Annotated in this window: 9 protein-coding genes; 5 read left to right on the top strand and 4 right to left on the bottom strand. The window is 46.9% G+C overall.

Annotation, left to right across the window (positions count from 1 at the left end):
• Positions 1 to 51: 51 nt before the first annotated feature.
• Genes trmB through BUB94_RS10440 form a run of 3 tightly spaced genes read right to left on the bottom strand, consistent with a single transcriptional unit; the run spans position 52 to position 2,377 of the window.
• On the bottom strand, positions 52 to 813 hold the full coding sequence (gene trmB, locus BUB94_RS10450) for a tRNA (guanosine(46)-N7)-methyltransferase TrmB (RefSeq protein WP_073160049.1): 762 nt from the start codon (positions 811 to 813) through the stop codon (positions 52 to 54).
• Positions 814 to 848: 35 nt separating this feature from the next.
• On the bottom strand, positions 849 to 1,739 hold the full coding sequence (locus BUB94_RS10445) for an MBL fold metallo-hydrolase (protein WP_073159904.1): 891 nt from the start codon (positions 1,737 to 1,739) through the stop codon (positions 849 to 851).
• A gap of 44 nt (positions 1,740 to 1,783) precedes the next feature.
• Complete coding sequence (locus BUB94_RS10440) at positions 1,784 to 2,377, bottom strand: hypothetical protein (RefSeq protein WP_073159906.1); 594 nt, start codon at positions 2,375 to 2,377, stop codon at positions 1,784 to 1,786.
• Positions 2,378 to 2,606: 229 nt separating this feature from the next.
• Between BUB94_RS10440 and BUB94_RS10435 the strand changes: the two genes are divergently transcribed.
• A complete protein-coding gene (locus BUB94_RS10435) occupies positions 2,607 to 3,413 on the top strand; it encodes an exodeoxyribonuclease III (RefSeq protein ID WP_073159908.1) in 807 nt (268 codons plus the stop codon).
• Positions 3,414 to 3,415: 2 nt separating this feature from the next.
• On the opposite strand, the gene BUB94_RS10430 is transcribed toward BUB94_RS10435, so the two are convergent.
• Complete coding sequence (locus tag BUB94_RS10430) at positions 3,416 to 4,483, bottom strand: polyamine ABC transporter substrate-binding protein (protein WP_073236794.1); 1,068 nt, start codon at positions 4,481 to 4,483, stop codon at positions 3,416 to 3,418.
• 260 nt (positions 4,484 to 4,743) lie between these two features.
• Here BUB94_RS10430 and BUB94_RS10425 point away from each other — a divergent pair, with 260 nt between their 5' ends.
• The 4 genes from BUB94_RS10425 to BUB94_RS10410 all read left to right on the top strand — a co-directional run bounded on the left by BUB94_RS10425 (position 4,744) and on the right by BUB94_RS10410 (position 17,924).
• Entirely contained in the window at positions 4,744 to 12,639 is a 7,896-nt protein-coding gene (locus BUB94_RS10425; RefSeq protein ID WP_073236791.1) for a cadherin repeat domain-containing protein, read from the top strand.
• 104 nt (positions 12,640 to 12,743) lie between these two features.
• Positions 12,744 to 13,070: an SUI1 family translation initiation factor gene (locus tag BUB94_RS10420; protein ID WP_073159914.1), complete on the top strand. Its 327-nt coding sequence runs from the start codon at positions 12,744 to 12,746 to the stop codon at positions 13,068 to 13,070.
• A gap of 118 nt (positions 13,071 to 13,188) precedes the next feature.
• A complete protein-coding gene (locus BUB94_RS10415; RefSeq protein WP_073236788.1) occupies positions 13,189 to 14,823 on the top strand; it encodes a FecR family protein in 1,635 nt (544 codons plus the stop codon).
• Complete coding sequence (locus BUB94_RS10410; RefSeq protein WP_073236785.1) at positions 14,823 to 17,924, top strand: right-handed parallel beta-helix repeat-containing protein; 3,102 nt, start codon at positions 14,823 to 14,825, stop codon at positions 17,922 to 17,924. The genes BUB94_RS10415 and BUB94_RS10410 overlap by 1 nt, the downstream gene beginning before the upstream one ends.
• The last annotated feature ends 1 nt before the right edge of the window (position 17,925 follow it).

The following is a 17,925-nucleotide window of genomic DNA, read 5'->3' as shown; positions in this document are numbered from 1 at the left end:
ACAAACTAGAAAAAATAGCATGTCAAAAGATGACAAGGACAGGTTGCTTTTTTACTTCTCGAACTCGATGATGGAGCGGTAAATGGGGCGGCCTTCCTTGCGGTACTTCTTTTCGAAGCCGGTCATGATACCTTCGGTAGGCTCAGCTTCGTTGCGGACCAGCACCTTGCAGCCGGGGAAGTTGTCGAACACTTCAAGAGCCACTTCGTTGTATTCCTTGTGGTCGGTGCCCCAGTAGAAAATACGCTTGCCGGGCTTCATCACGCGGGCCACCTGTTCCAGGAAGTCGGGGCGGAGCAGGCGGTTCTTGTGGTGGCGTTCCTTGGGCCACGGATCCGGGAAGTACATGTGGAAGGCGTCTACGGTATTGTCCTTGACGCAATCGCGGAGGAAATAGAATACGTCGCCGCGGAGCATGCTGGCGTTGTTCAGAACGCCTGCCTTGTCCATCTTGCGCTGGGCGAATGCGGCCCAGGTGTAATCCCATTCGCTACCCATAATGAAATAGTCTGGGTGCTTGGCGGCATAGTCCGAAATAAAGCTGCCCTTGCCGGAACCGATTTCCACTTCGATGTGGTCGTTGTGGGTGGGGAACATGTCCTTCCAGTCAAAGTCCAGCTTGTGGGGGAGTCCGTCGGGGGTTGCAATGGGCTTGCGGTCACCGTTGGTGCGGAATACATAGTGCCAAAGGGCCTTGGCGTTTTCGTCTTCCTTCAGGTCGCGGAAAAATTCCGGAATGACCACTTCCTTTTCTGCGGCTGCGGCGGCGCCTTCAACCACTTCTTCAACTTCGTTTTTTGCTTCTTCGTTCATAATTTCTTTTTCCATTTTTATTCGGTTTGCACGCCTTATAGCAGAACCACAATTTTATCCTTGAATTCTTCGGGAATAGCCTTGGCTATTACATCGCGGATGTACTTGTCGGAGTACTTCATGGAGAAATGGCTCAGGATGATCTTTTCGCACTTGACACTGTCGCCCATTTCCTTGAGGGCGTGTACAATGTGGTTGATGTGGCTGTGTCCTTTCTTTACACTCATGGCCTCATCTTCTGGCGAAAGGAATGTGCATTCCGTAATCAAAATCTTGGACTGGAAAACGCGGTAGTTGTCCAGCAGGCTTTCTCCCAGGCAGTCTCCCATGAAGCTGACCAGGGGCTCGTAAACTTCGCGGGTGATTTCCACCTTGTTTTCGCGGAGGGCGATCAGCTCGGCAGGGGTTTTCTGCAGGAATTCTTCCTTCAACTTTTTTTTGTAATGGTATACGGTGCCGCCCATAGCCGGTATGGAATGCTTTACTTCAAAGGCTTCCAGGGCCAGGTCCTTACGGTACTCCAGGAACTGCAATTCGTTTGGGGCCACGGGGACAATGGTGGGCAGACGGAACTTGTTTTCGGCGACCCCTTCGAACAGGGCTTCTGCACGGATCCAGTCCTTGGCCCGTTCCGCGATGTTTTCGGGAATGTAATAGACGCTATCCCGTTCTACACCCATCATCTTGCGCAGGCTGTGATGACGCATCAGGCAGCGAGCATGGTCGCCATGGGCGTGAGTCAGAAATACATGATTGATGGAGGTGGCCGACAGGGGGCATTCGCCCAAATCAACGCAGAAATCCAGTTCGGGCATCTGCAAGTAGGTGGCCAGCCCCGAAATAGAGAAACCCGACACAGAAGTGGTCGGTGTTTCTACATGAACTTGCTTCAGGGCATTATGGATGTATTTATTTTCTGCAGCCATTAAAAACCAGTCAATTTTTATGGCGCAAATTTAGAAAAACCAATTTATTTGGTCTTTGCATTCTCTTCGATCAGACGATCAAAGTCGGCACAGCTCAGAGCTTCGATATGGTTACCCATGGCGACGCTACGAGTACGGGCGTTACCCTTCTTTTCGGGAATGCGGAAGCAGAAATTATAGATGTTACCCTGGTCGGTGGGGATGCCCATCTTGAAGACGCGGATACGTTCTGCACCCTTGTTGTAAATTTCGTGATAATCGTAAGTGTTCTTGATCTTCTGCAGGCGCTTTTCCTGGCTGAATTCCATTTCGTCGACGATAGGGCCGTCCAGATAGAGGGGGAGGGAGTTCTGGAAACGGAGCTCCAGCATGTTGCCGCTCTTGACGATGGAAGTTTCCTGAGGCTTGATCAGGTAGCGCTGCTGAGGAATGTTCTTATAGGCGCGGCTCTTGACCGTTCTTACACCGCACATTTCGCGCATATCGGGTTGTTCCACAAAGTCGATGTCTCGGCAGATGGGGGGCAGGTTTGTGGGAACTTCAAGATTCTCTCCGCTGGAAGAACCGGCGCAGCCAGTCAAAAGGGAGATTGCAGACGAAAATACGATGCCAGATAAGAACAGAACTTTAGATTTCATGGCTTTAAATATACGTTTATTATTTGGATTTGCGTTTTTTTTATTAAGATAATTAAAAAAGATTTAACGTTTTTATAAGCGTATTTTGTAAACTTAATTTAACAAAGTCGCTTTTTTGTGTGTTTTTGGGCATGAACCTCCCTAAGTGAAAAAACGAACACTTTTTTTGACATTGAATGACAGGCTAAAAAAGCTATCTTTGGCGCCGAAACTAAAGATTAGGTGTCGAATGAACATATATAGTTGGAACGTCAATGGCTTGAGATCTGCTGCCAAGAAAGGCTTTGCCGATTGGTTTAGCTCCACAAAGCCGGATATCCTCTGCCTGCAGGAAGTGCGCGCAGAAGAAGATCAGATTGACGAAGCTATTGCACATCCCGAGGGCTATTTTGCCTACTGGAACGCCTGTAAGCGCAAGAAAGGCTACAGCGGGGTGGGTGTCTTGTCTCAGATTGAACCTGATCGCGTGAATTACGGCTTCGATATCGAAGAATTTGACGACGAAGGCCGTGTTTTGCAGTTGGTCTTCCCGGACTGGGTGCTGAACTGCATCTATTTCCCCAATGGTGGCTCCGGCGACGACCGCCTCGACTACAAGCTCCGCTTCTACGATGCCTTCCTTGAAAACAGCAAGCGCTGGTTGGACGATGGCAAGCATGTGGTGACCGTTGGCGACTACAATACCTGCCACAAGGAAATCGATATTGCACGTCCCAAGGAAAACGCCGATGTCAGCGGCTTCCTGCCCATTGAACGCGCCTGGATGGATAAGTATGTGGAAAACGGCTTTGTGGATAGCTTCCGCAAGCTGCACCCCGATACCAAGGACGTCTATTCCTGGTGGAGCAACCGTTTTGGCGCCCGTGCCCGTAACGTGGGCTGGCGTATTGACTATGCCTTTGTAGATGCCGCCCTGGTTCCTAACATTGTCAGCGCCGAAATCCACACCGACGTAAAGGGTTCAGACCATTGCCCCATCAGCATCGAACTGGAACCGCCCTTTGCCCCTCTTCCGATCAAGAAGAACGAAGGCTAGTTTTATCTTCGTTTGATGTATTCCCAGGCCTGATCGTAGAATTCTACGGCTTCGCCCACATCTTTCAGGAACACCAGTCGAGAAATGTCGCCCCTGGTGGGGTTGACTACATTGTTTTTCTTGAAAACGCTGTCGATGATGTTCAATGAGGACTTGTTGGGGGTGGCGTAATTGATGTATTTGGCCAATTTAGCCCCGGTCTTGGTGTCGAGAATGTAATTCATGAAGGCATAGGCTCCCTCAGGGTTCGGGGCCTTGCTGCTCAGGAGCATGGCGTCTACCCACATGAAGGAACCCTCGATTGGAATGGCGAACTGTAAGGTCGGATCTTCTGTCATGGCGGCCATGGCTTCTCCGTTAAAGACCACTGCGGCCCAGTTTAGCCGAGAAAGGACCTTGTTTTTACCGCTGACAGAGCCGTCAAACCCTAGGAAGTTCTTCGATCTGGTAATGCCCTTGATGTACTCTGCGGCAGCTTTGATCTGTTCGGGATCGGTGGAGTTTGCGTCATACCCCTTGGCCATAAGGGCCATGCTGAGCATGGAACGGCTTTCGTCAAGGAGGCTAAAGGACCCTTTGTTCCTTTTTTCATCCAAAAGTGTGTTGTAGCTGACCTTAGATGGGCTTAGGGTTGTGTCGCGGTAAAGGATTCCCGTTGTACCCCACAGGTAAGGCACGGAATATTCGTCGGTGGTGTCATAAGGCGGGTTGAGGAACTGTTCTGCAATATTTCTTCGGTTGAACACCTGGTTCGTATCAATTTTTCCGATGAATCCCAGGCGGATCAGCTGCGGAATTACCACGTCGCTGGCGATGATGACGTCATATTGACTGTTGCCGGAGGTCTGTATCTTGCTGATCATCTCTTCCTGGGCTTCGTAAAGTTCCAGGTGGAGTTTGTAGCCGGTCTTCATCTGGAAGTCTGTCAGCATGGACGGGTCAAAGTATTCGCTGTAAATCATTACAGTTACTTTGTTTGGGTCTTGGTTCTTGTTCTGATCGCCTCTGCAGCCAGCCATGAAAACGGCCAGGAAGACGAAAGAAAACGTGATTAGAAAAAACTTTTTCATTTACAAGAGAAAAATAACAAGGAAATCGTAATGAAAAAAACACTTTTTGTGTAAAAAATGATGCCTTAGGTCACTGAATACCCGTTTTTTGACGATTTTAGCCCACTTTTGGGGGTGTTGTGTAGATATTCCTGTTGAAAAAAGATTGTAAAACTTTTATATTGACCTATTGTAACTAAAAAAGTTACGGACTAAGTTGTTCGTGGTTGGATTATCTTGGTCGGCATTGGTTTGGTTTTCATCTTAAAGGAGATGAACTAATGTGGTTTGGAAAGAATAAGTTTGCAAAATTTGCCATGGCTCTTGCTATGGCAGTCTCTGCTGTCAGTCTGACTTGGGCTGAAGAAAGCGTAGATATTCGAGATACGCTGTATCCCCTGTACTTCAAGAATGTTACCGAAGATCCGAAAGGGATGCGTGCTGAACAGCAACTTGAATGGAACTACTTGATGAAGTTCAAGATGTTCGGTGCCGAGGGCATTGAATTTGGAAACAGGGAAATCAAGATTCCTGATTCCGTTGGCTGGTTTGGTACTGCAACGGGTGACTTCAAATTGGGACAGAATGGTGATAGTAAGGTGGGTGGTCCCATCATGATTGGCGGTGACGTCATATTTGCCCAAGGTCCTGATACCATCTTGACTGGCCCCATGCGAGTCAATGGGAAAGTTCGTGTTTTGCAGGCGAATAACTTCAAGGATAAGGAGAACTACATGGTGGGTGTCCATTGTGTAGGGGGGGATTATGCTCCTGAGTATGCCAAGTTTGTTGGCGAGGGGCTTCTGCGGAAAATGGCCTCCTGCCCGGATTCCATTCCCGAAGTAAAAACGGATTTGAAAGTCCCTTCGTTTTTTTACGATGCTAAAATGATCGAGGCCGCCGATGGTGGAATGCGTCCGGCTCTGAATGTGAATGGTGCTGAATGTGCGAGTGGGTTGAAAGATGGTAATAACTTCTGCATTCACTACATCGATGTACCTTATGATGAGTATCGCGATAACCCTTATGATATCTATATCAAAAGTATTTCGATTTCCAACGGTGGTAAGATCGTTTTTAGAATGCAGCCGAAGGGCCGACTGACCCGCGTGTTTTTCCAGGATGGTTTGGATTTGAACCCTAGTTCCAAGATTCAGATTATGTACATGGACGAAGACGCTAAGTTTGACAAGGGCGTCTGGTCTGGAAATGGCTCCATTGTCGAGAATAAGAAATACAGCGGTGAGTTGTTGTTCTTTACTCAGAATGACATCATATTTAAAACATTTAATGCAGGTACTGATACATTACAGGGAACCTTTATCTCTGAAAGAACAATCAATGTGGCTCAGCATATGATTCTTGCTGGTCAGCTCCTTGCAAATAAGATTACCGTTGATACGGACTTTGATGGTACCGGCTTCCGTTATGTGCCTTACAACTCTCCCGAAGTCGACATTGAATTTAACAAGGCTGGAGAAGAGCTGTATCTCCTGGCAGAAGGTCATGATGTTGATACCGTTAAGATTCTGCTGGATAAAAAGGCGGAAACAAAGATCTCTCTAGAATATTGCTTTGCCTTTGGCGGTTCCGAAGCTGGCGTAAACTACGCTGTCGAAGACGATATTGACCTGGAAAAGGATCCGACATTCCCCATATGCGGAAAGTCTACGAAGCCGGTTTCTTTTGTTGTTGGTGAAAAGTATTTGGCTACCCCGATCTTGGTTTATATCAAGGATGATAAAGAAATTGAAGAAACTGAACGCATCACTTTCCGCGTCGTAAACTTGTCTGGCGCAAAACTGAAAAAGAATGGTGGCTCTAGTGGTGATTTCCCGCTAGAAATTGAAGATAACGATAAACAGTTAATCAGTATCGATGGTCTTGAAATCAACGTGATCGAAGATGAAAAGTTCATCTTTAGTCGTGATATTTTCCCCATATTTGAAATGGGCGGCGACCCCTGGGCAGGGGATTTCGGTATCTATGTCGTAACTCCCCCGAAGAAAGATAGCCTGAAGACAATGGTTAACTGGGGCGATGATAAGGGTTTGGAAGAAGCTGTTGACTATAATCGTAAGATTGGTGGTAAATATGTTGGCGTTCCCTCTGGAATTTTGGATGGTTCCATGGGTTGGAATCTGGTTTATAATCCGCCCGAGGATGCTTTTGGTGAAAAGTATGATTTCTTGAAGTTTAGGGTTTTGCGTGATGGACTTTTGTCTGATGATACCTATACTCTGTACATCAACATCATTCCTGTAAACGATCCTCCGGATGCTCACGACACTACCTATAATTTCCTCGAAATGGTAGACACTAAGAATGGTGCTGTTCCCGCCAAGGAAACTATTCGTGTCGAAGACAAGGATGATGTTGCTTTCACTTATTCCTTCAGTACAACGTATGAAGACAAATACACCGAAGCAGTTCATGATCGAATTCTTGAACTTTATGAACTGGATCCTACGACCGGTGTCCTTTCTGCCAAGAAGGGTGCTGTTCTTAACTATGAATCTTCTGACAGTGTGTTGGTTGCAAGAATTGTGGTTAGCGATGGTAATGGTCAGACCGATGACGATGACAATATCCTAAGAGATATCATTACTGCAACAATCCGAATTAACAATGATAACGACAAGCCTGTTGTTGTTCAGGGCCAGGTTTTCGTTGTTGATGAAAATGCGGGCAAGATTCCTAGTGTTAGCAGGGAAGCTGTTGCTGTGGATTCTGTGGTTCGTAAGGCTAACAACCAGGATCCGAAGAAGGTGCTGGCTGATGATGAAGACCTTGATAAGAATCCTCCTAAGGGTTGGGGTTACCTGACCTACTCTATCAAGGATGCTTCCGGTAATTTTGAAATCAATTCCAAGACCGGTGTGATTTCTGTTAAGACCGGCGCAGACATTGACTTTGAAGATGATTCCAAGAATTCCTTTAGCGTTACCGTCTACGTTGTTGATGGCGGTGGACTGAAGGATTCTGCCGAAGTGATTATCAATGTGACCGACGGTAATGATATCCCAGAATTTGTGAATGTCGAGGACCTCTATGATACCGATGAACATGTGGCTAAAGAAACCGTTCTTGGCTTGATTGAAATCAAGGATCCGGACGCTAGCGATGCTGAACCGTCTGACTTCAATGTTTCCTTGAAGGATAACAATCTGGCTTGCGGCGCCTCTTGCGCAGAACTCTTGTTCAGTACTAGCGTTATTAAGGATGAAGGCAAACTTTATGTTCAGCTCTTTGTTTTGGATAGCTCCCTGGTAAATTATGAAGATCTTCCCAATGATGTCTTCGATGTGACTCTCACTCTGAGCGACAATGACACCTCCGTTTCCGCAGTGACCAAAATTCAGGTCAATGACATCAATGAACGTCCCTTTGCAAGTAACTTCCTTGATTCCATCGTGGAAAAGTCTCCCAACGGTACTAAGGTGGGTTCCTTGGTGGCAGGTGATCCTGATACAAAGAACAAGTCTTTCAGCACTTTGACTTACACCATTGTTGAATCTGGAATCCCCTTTGAAATGAGTGGTAAGGACATCTTGGTCAAGGATAGCACTGCCTTGAACTATGAAGATGTTACGGACCATCAGTATGTATTCCACGTAACGGTTAGCGATGGTAAACTTGACTCCACCGTCTCCGTGACTGTCAATCTGATCGACAAGAATGAGAAACCGGACATTATAACAAAGTGTGATGAAAGTGATCCTGAATGCAATTCTTGCGATGCTACAATCAAGGATTGCGATAAGCCCACCACACCTCCGGATTCCACCTGTAAGGAAAATTGCGGTTATAAGGATCCTGCTTCCGATAAGATTTTCGTGAATGTGGCTGAAAATTCCAAGACCGGTATGGTCCTGTTCGAATACTTGATCGTTGACGAAGATGCCGGTGATATCGAAAAGGATATCGTATCCTTCGAGAATACCAATGGCTCAGGCGCCGATAGCCTCTTCAAGATTGAAAAGGTGAAGGATGGCGATACCTATAAGTTGGTCGTCACCGTGAAGGATGGCTCTAAGCTGGACTACGAAAAGGTTAAGGCAACTCATGAACTTGATCTGGTTGTGTCCGACCCGACTATCTTGACTCTTAGGGATACTGTTAAACGTACCATCAATGTTATCGACGTGAACGAAGCTCCTTCTGCGGAAGATTTCAAGGATTCTATTCCTGAAAATTCCCCCAAGGGCACTAAGGTTGGTACTTTGGTGGCCAGCGATCCCGATACAAAGAACACTGTCTTCGGTACTTTGACATACACCATTGTTGAATCCGGTGTTCCTTTCGAAATGAAGGGCAAGGACATCTTGGTCAAGGATAGCACTGCTCTGGACTATGAAACCGTTCCGGATCATAAGTTCGTCTTCCATGTGAAGGTGAGCGATATCGAATACGATACGACTGTTACTGTAACAATTTCACTGATTGACAAGAATGAAAAACCGGAAATCATTACAAAGTGTGATGAAAGTGATCCTGAGTGCAATTCCTGCGATGCTACGATCAAGGATTGCAATAAGCCCTCCACACCTCCGGATTCCACCTGTACTGAAGATTGTGGCTATAAGGATCCCAAGTCCGATAAGATTTTCGTGAATGTGGCTGAAAATTCCAAGACTGGTATGGTCCTGTTTGAATATGTCATCAAGGACCAGGATGCCGGCGACATTGAAAAGGATTCCGTATACTTCGTCAATGTCCAAAACAAGAAGACTGGCGCCGATTCTCTCTTCAAGGTTGAAAAGGTGAAGGTGGGCGATACCTATAAGTTGGTCGTCTCTGTCAAGGATGGCTCGAAACTGGACTACGAAAAGGTTGAGCCGGTTCATGAACTTGTTCTTACCGTATCTGATCCCAAGAAGTCCGACTTGAAGGATACCGTGATTCGTACCATCAACGTTATTGACGTGAACGAAGCTCCGGTTGCAGAAGACTTCAGCGAATCCATTTACGAAAATAGGCCTAAGGGTGCCAAGGTTGGTTCCTTGGTCGCTAGCGATCCTGATACGAAGAATACCGTATTTGGTACCTTGACTTATACCATTGTTGAATCTGGCGTACCTTTCGAAATGAAGGGCAAGGATATTTTGGTGAAGGATAGTGCCGCTCTGAATTATGAAACTGTACCTGATCATAAGTTCGTCTTCCATGTGAAGGTAAGCGATATTGAGTACGACACCACTGTTACCGTAACTATTACCTTGAAGGATTTGAACGAAGGTCCTAAGATTGTGACCGAGTGCGATCCTAGCGATCCCAAGTGCAAGGATCCGGGAACTTGCGATGCTGTGTTCAATGACTGCAGCAAGCCCACTACACCTCCGGATTCCAGCTGCACCGAAAATTGCGGTTATAAGAATCCTGTAAATGATAAGGTTGTTGTAAACGTTCGTGAAAATTCCAAGACCGGTCTTGTGGTCCTTGAATACATTATCGTGGATGAAGATGAAGGCAAGAATGGCATTGATGCCGATTCTGTATATTTCACCAACACCAACAAATCCGGTGCCGATTCTCTCTTCAAGATTGAAAAGGTGAAGGATGGCGATGTGTATAAGTTGGTGGTGACTGTCAAGGATAGTTCTAAACTTGATTATGAAAGCACCGAACATCTCCATGAGCTGACTCTTGTTGTTGTTGCTAAGAATGATCCGACCTTGGTTGATACGGTTATTCGTACCATCAACATTGTCGACGTAAATGAACCTCCCTTTATTAAGGACGGTAACTTCGAAATCAAGGAAAATCTGCCGAAGGGTACAACCGTAGGCCAGGTTGTATTTGGTGATGATAAGGACCTGAAGGGAGTCTCTAACCCGGCCTTCGTGAATAACGTGGTCACTGTCATCGGTGGTGATTCCGATAAGTTCAGTGTTAGCCAGGGTGGCATGATTTCCACCAAGACTGTCCTTGACTACGAAAATGACAAGCATGACTACATTCTGGTTGTTGAAGTCACTGACCGAAATGATCCTACGCTCTCTGCCGTGGATACTATTCGAATCAAGTTGATCGATGTTGTGGAACAATCCAATGTGGAAATCACAAAGGTGGTCACAAAGGATTCCACCTACAAGAATCCCGACACCGTCTATACCAATCAGCCTAATATCACGGCTCACTGGAGAGGTGGATATACTCTGCCGGATCAGAAGACTACCTGGACCGTTAATAACGACACTTCTACTACCTTGGTACCTGGCCGTAACGTGATCCGCGTTGAATATAAGGATCCCACAGCCAACACCTCCGTCGTGGATTCTGTTGTGATTTACTATAGCAACACTCTGCCTACGGTGACCATCAGTGCTAATGGCGATGCTGCAAATGCTCATAACATCTATACCATCGTCGAAACTCCGGATGTTTCTGATACTACGATTTACGTAAATCACGAATCCAACGATGTGGTTATTAAGATTCACGATCCCGCCAAGGAAATGCTGGGCGACAAAAAGTCTGCAGATACCGTTATCGTGATTTCTATGGAATTGGGTACGGCTAAGGTTGATTCCAAGACCTACACCAACCTGGACAAGGTTGTAAAGGAAACTGTGGCCCTGGATCTTGATGCTGCCGCCGATGCCAAGCGCAATGTCAAGGCCGATGGCAAAACCGATGTGTCTTACACCGAAAAGGTGGCTGGCATCCAGGTGACTATCAGCTACACTGAAGACAAGCATGGCGACGTGGTGAAGGTTCCTGTTGTTCAGGATAATGGCAAGGTGGAAAACATCGAAGTCATTAAGGTCAGCTATGTCACTAAGGACCAGAAGGGTAACGAAATCACGGTTTCTTACTATGCCGATGCTTACACTGGAGTGGCCCTCATGTCTGATGCTCAGGGCAACCTGATGACCAGCGGTGCCGCAAGTAAGCAGGAAGGTGCTTCTAGCAAGACTTCTACTGTGGGTATCTACAACGTATCTTACCTGCCTACTATGGAATCTAAGGACACCTTGCTTGTGTCTTACACAGTGGATCGTAAGGGTAACCTGATCAAGAATGCTAGTGGCGATATCGGTTACCATGTGTCTTACACTTATACCGATGCCTGCAACAACTCCATGACCAGTTCCGTATTCATTGTGCTGGATAAGGTTAAACCTGAAGTTGTGATTCTTTCTCCTGCAAACAGGGACATTATCTATTCTAACTTCACGGAAGTGATTTGGACCGTAGATGGTGTTAATCAGGATACGCTTACGACACAGGGATTGCAGCCTGGTGGTAATACCATCGTGCGCTTCTTCCGTGATAAGGCCGGAAATGAGGCTTCCGACACTGTATTCGTAATCATGAAGGACGGCAAGAATGTTGTGCTTTCTGTTGAAAATCCGGTGACCGAAGTTTCTAAGGAAAGGGTTGATAAGTACTACAGCAAGAATCCTCCCTCCGAGGGACAGACTTATGCTGTAACCGTGCAGAATCCCAAGACCGGTAAGGAAGTTGAAACCATTAAGGGTGGCAGCTTCGGTACCAAGAAGGGCAGCGGAAAGGAACCGTATCCGGGTCTTGATGAAGATGAAGGTCACCTCGGTCCCACCTTGGTCATGGAAGTCAAGCTCCCCGTTATCTCCGGTAAGGACGGCCTGGCAACCTTGGACGACATCTTGAGCAAGGATGGTCTGTATGTTCTTAAGGAAGGTATTGACGCCGCTTCTGGTGATATCAAGGGCGTTGATCCTCTGACTGGAGAGGTTCCGGATGACGGCAAGATTCTTATCGCCGACTACGTCAGGGAACATTGCGTTGATGAAGTCCAGAACAGCTACAAGCCTGGCGATGACCTGAGCAAGCTGAACCTGTATGACACCAAGGTGAACATCAAGCTCTGGATCTACACCACGATCGGCGGCTTTGTGGATTACTACACCTTCAGCCAGGATATGAACAATCCCGACTATACCGATGAAACTGGTATGTCGAAGCTGTTCTTTGAACTGAAGCCGGATATCAATGGTAATGTTCGTGCTGAAGATGGACGTCTGATTGCTACGGGCGCCTACCTCTACAAGGTTGAAGCTTCTGTCCGCGCCAAGGCTCGCTGCGACATTCCTTCTCTGACCAGTTCCAACGGTCGTAAGAAGAATGACGTGGTCAAGAACGATGATGACCTGCTGAAGAGCTTCGGTTACAAGCGCCCGACAGAGAAGTAACTCTAACTTTTTAAAAGCGAAGACGCCCGGACATAATCCGGGCGTTTTTGCTATTTCGTGCAAAACTTTTGCTAAAATTGTGAAAAAACAGAAAAGGGTTTAATATGGGTATTGAAGAACGTTCTACACTTGTCTATTCTACCGGAGTCGGCCGCATTAAGGAAGAAAAGCCTAAGGCTGAACGCCCTAAGGGCGATGGAGTCGTCCGTATCATGTTAAAACGTCTGGGTGGCGGCAAGATGGCTAGCGTGGTCACCGGTGTGCCCATGGACGAGGATGAACTGAAGGAACTGGGACGCCAGTTGAAGCAGAAATGCGGTGTTGGCGGTTCTGTGAAGGACTTTGCCATCGAAATTCAGGGTGATAAACGCAATATTTTGAAGGCTGAGCTGGAAAAACGCGGTTTTACCGTGAAATTAGCTGGCGGTTAGCTTGATTTGTATCACCTATTGTAAAGAATACTTGACGTTTCCCCTCAAAAAAGCATATTTTTAACATAAAAAGTGTACGAGGCGGTGCCAAAGTACGTTCTTTAAAAGTTGAGGGATTATGTTCGGTAAAATCCTTAATTCTCGAGTAAAGTTTGATTTTAGACTGGCTGTCGCTGTGGCCTTGCTTCCGGCGATGGCATTTTCTGCTCCTGCCGTGGGTAAGGTTCGTTCTGCCTTGGGTACTGTGGACCGTATCAAGATTAAGCAGAGTGAATGGTCCGCCCTTCGCGTGGGGGCCCACGTCTATCAGTCTGACCGCGTTCGTACTGGCGTGGAATCCGAAGTGATTTTTGGCCTTCCTGATGGAAGCTCCATTACTATTGCCGAAAATGCTGAAGTCGAAATGACTAACCTTCTTGAACCAAATAACGAAGGTGGCTTTGAAACCCGCCTCGATATTAAGAAGGGGCACCTTAACTTTGCTGTTCCCAAACTGCTGAAGGACAAGTCCAAGTTCATCTTCAAGACCGGAACTGCAACGGCATCTATCCGTGGTACTGAAGGTTATATTGGCGGCGAAGGCGTTTTCTTTGCTGGTCTGAAGACCGGTAAGCTGGAAATTTCTCCCAACGGTAGCGAACAGAGCGTGGCCATCGTTGCTGGCGAAACGACTTTCGGAACCGACTCCCTGGTGGTCTTGAAGTTGGCTTCTTCCGGTGAAGCTCGCTTTGCCAAGAAAATCGAGAAACTTCTGGCCGACAAGTCCAAGAATGTTGCCGACTTGATTCCCGAAATTCAGAAGGCTGACTCGACCTATCAGGAAGAACTGAAGGAAGAAGCTCGTAAGGCAGCCCAGTCCCTTCCCGAAAACGGTTTCTCTGTTTCTACGAATTCTCCGGTGGATGTCTGTGACCAGGGCCTGATGGTAGAAGGCTTCTACCGTACCAAGGACGAAGCGGCTACCCTTATTCTCAAGGTTGGCAATTCCTATCAGTCTGCAAACCTGATCCGTGTTGCCGATGGCGTATCTCATTCCTTTGCCCAGAAGGTTGTCCTGACCGATGCAAATGGTCTGTGGAATGTCAATAAGGCTACTCTAACCTTTATGAGTGCCGGTTCTGTTACTTCCAAGACAATCGATATCAATGTCAACAAGGCCTGTTCCGAGGTTAACACCAAGGCTCCCGTGGTGACTATTTCTGCCTACGATTCTCTGCGCTGCTCTGCAACTGCCTCGGTGAGCGAAATGCAGAATGATGCAGGCGATGTTTCTGTGGAAATGGAAGGATCTCCTATTTCTGGATTGTCCATTACCAAGAATGCTCAGCATCGTGTCAAGCTGATTCCTGGCAATCATGAATACTTTGTAAGAGTCAAGGATCAGGCCGGTAACGTTTCTACGATTTCCAAGTTTATGGGATGCTATCCCAAGAAGCGTTTCAGCGTAGATGTTATCGGTGGTAATCGACAGCTTCTGAATCCTCCGCCTCCTCCGCCGGGAATGGATAATCGTATCACCCAGACATTACAGTTTAGAATAAAGATGTCTGAAAATAATCCGACTTATCTGTATAAGGTTGTTGTAAAACAGAATGGAAAAACTATATTACAAGAAACCCAATCCCAGATCCAAGGCTTGGATTATCAGATTCCTGTGGAATTGAATCGTGAATCCGTCAACAAGTTCGATATTGAAGTCATTCACAAGAGCGGATATAGGGTAAAGGCTAAGAAGGTTTACGAGGTCCGTTAATGAATTTTAGAGTTCATGCTCTAATGACGATTTTTGCAGCAGCACTCCACGTGAGTGCTTTTGCTGTTGAAACGGAATTGGGGGGCGTTTTTTCGGGTTTCATAAAGAAGGAAGGTTCTCCTTACCTTGTTAAGGAGACGTTGATTGTTCCTGATGGCAAGTCCGTTTTGGTGGAACCTGGTGTTGTCGTGAAATTTGCTGAAGGGGCTGGCCTGGATATCCGGGGTGGTTCCTTGGCTGTCGTGGGCGACTTGAACAAGCCTGTAATTTTTACGTCTGAAGATGAATCGGGTACCTGGAACGGTATTTCCATTACGGGTGTCAAGAAATCTGAAGCGCAGTACCTGCAGGTGGTGAATGCTGAATTTGGCTTTGCTGTAGAAAGCGGTGTGCTGGAACTTCGTGACGTCACCATCGACAATCCGCAGCAGGCGGGTGTCTACGTGCGAAATGGCTCTGTGGAAATGCAGTGGAGCAAGATCCGTAATGGCGTCAATATTGGTGTCTGGGCAACTCAAAGTGCCGAGGTGACTCTTGATGGTTCTACCTTAGAGAATAACCGAGTGGCCTTGGTTTCTGCAGAAGGTTCTTCTGTGATGTTGCAGCGTTCCAAGTTGCTGAACAATAAGATTGCCGTTCTCGACTTTGGACACAACGACCTTAAACAGCGGAATTCCCTGATTCAAGGCAGCAAGATCGGATATTTGTCTAAGGATTTGCCGTCTGCAGACATTAAGCGTTCCTTGAATGACAACGAAACTGCTGTCGCCCAGAATGTGGATGGCGTTGCGGAAAATTTGGGTGATGAACCTCGCAATCCCTATGCTGACGGAACAAAATCGTATAACATGTTTAGCGGAATCGGAGAAGTGGATCCTTGGAAGGTTTCTGGAAACCTGGCTCTCGATGTTGGTTACCATAAGGTGTTGATGCGCCATAATCCTACAGGTGCAGACTACCTTGCTGGTCGTGATACGGTAAAGCCTGGTGACTATTATAAGAACTATTTCCAGGTTCCGGGCTTGTTTGCCAACTGGAATGCCAGCATGGTGATGGAATCTCCTTCGGGCCAGACCATCGAATTTAATGCAGACATTTCTAATGATTCCTGGGATAAGTTTAAGGTATATACTCTGCAGATGGTTTATACCGACCAGATGAATTCCTTTACTTTGGGTGATTTTTCTCTGAGTGCCGGAGACACGTACCTGGCAGGCATTAATGCCTTTGGCGCCATGTATCAGCTGAATCTCTTTAAGAACGCCGCAGGAGAACCTCTGTTTGTGGGTACTGCCTTTGCTGGTGAAGCTCAGGCTCCCAAGATTGTTGGCGAACGCAATTATGACTTGTACAACGAATATATTGAAGACGGCGAAGCCGAAGCTCAGAACATCGTGGTGGGTGGTCGCGTTCGCTGGAATATGCACCGTCGCTTCAATGGAACCTTGGGCTTTATCGGTAGCAAGGATTACCTGGAAGATCCGTTCTTTAGGGATGGTCAGCCTGGTGATGTAAATACCGTGGACCCGCTGGTAACGTCCCGTAATTTCTTCGCCGATGGTAACTGGCTGTTCTTCCCTGGTGATATCAAGTTAAATGGCCAGATTGCTGTTGGTGCCGCAGATACGGCAAACGCGGCGAAGATTCGTGCGATTAACCAGGTGTTTCTGGGCGCCGGTCTGGATGCCTCTAACTTGGGCTTGCTCAATAAGCTGATGAAGAATCCCCAAGAGGTGAATGGCCTGTCTCGCGACCAGTTGGCATCTATTTTTGGCGAAAGCAGCATGCTTACTCCTTCCGAGATGCGTGAAGAATTGCGCAAACTTCTTGACAAGGCTTCTAGAGTCGCAAAGAATACCGTGGTTCAGGATCTTGACCCTACCAGCGGAGAATTGTGGGATCACAACCATGTGGCCTTGGCTGGATCATATGAATGGTCTAACGAGAATACGTTTGTTGAAGGCTTCATGCGTTATGTGGGCAAGGAATACTACAGCGCCGGTTCTCCGGACTTGCAGCAGAATTCCCGAATGGTCGGTGGTAATTTGCGACAGAAAATCTTTGACTTCTGGCGATTCTCCTTTGGCTACGTCATGAATGTTGAAAATGCTGCCGGCGAAGGCTCCAGCTATAACATCATGGGCATGGGCGAAGGTACCAAGTGGGGTATGTTCTCTGGTGCAGAAAAGGATTGGCTGGAGGAACATGAACAGGACGAAAATAGAACGCTCTACACTCATGACGCCTATGTAGGAAACCAGTTTAGGCTGAACAAGAATATTGACCTTTCTCTTCGCTATGCCGTGAACTATAGGACTCGCAGTACCGCCCAGAGACTGTACGCCAACTACAGTGTCAATTCCGGTATTTATAACGATGACTGGTTTAAGGCAAGGGATGGCCGTCCTACAGTGGATGTGATTAACGGAAATGACACTTTGAAGATTGACTCTGCCCACTGGGCCCATTACTATGGCTTGTCTAAGTACGAATATCTGGCTACGCAGTTTGATGAAAAGATCTTAAGACATCATGCCCAGATCGGTTTGACATTTAAGTTGCCGATGAACGTTTTGAAGGTTGGCGCCTCCCTTATGGTTCGCAAGGATTATTCGGAATTTGTTCAGGATAAGTTGCTGAACGGTCTGGACTTGTCTGATGAATCTTTCGGTATTCTCGGATATCAATTCCATGGCAGTGAATTCTTTGAACAGCGCTATCCTATTTCTCTGGCAACGACTGTTGGCGGATTCAAGAATGTGCTGTCTGTGACTCCCCGTTACAAGATTTTCAATCGCAACAACATGACTGAATTTGAATGGATCCTGGATGAAAATATGACGTTCCCCATGGCAAACCAGTTCCTGGAACTGACCTTGAATGGTGGCGTTCGTCAGAATTTCCTGGACTACGAAGTCAGAAAGCAGAAAATGGATGAAATGGAATTGGATCTGAATGGTTCTGTAGCTCTGCGCGTAAATCATTCCGATAAACTTTATACGGTTTGGACTCTTGGTACGGTCATGAATTACAGACCCGACAATCTGGCTGACGAATATAAGGACCTTTATATTATTGCATCCCTGAATTACTCATTCTAGT

The organism is Fibrobacter sp. UWH9, assembly GCF_900129715.1.
GTDB lineage: Bacteria > Fibrobacterota > Fibrobacteria > Fibrobacterales > Fibrobacteraceae > Fibrobacter.
This window is presented reverse-complemented; position numbering and strand designations above follow the sequence as displayed.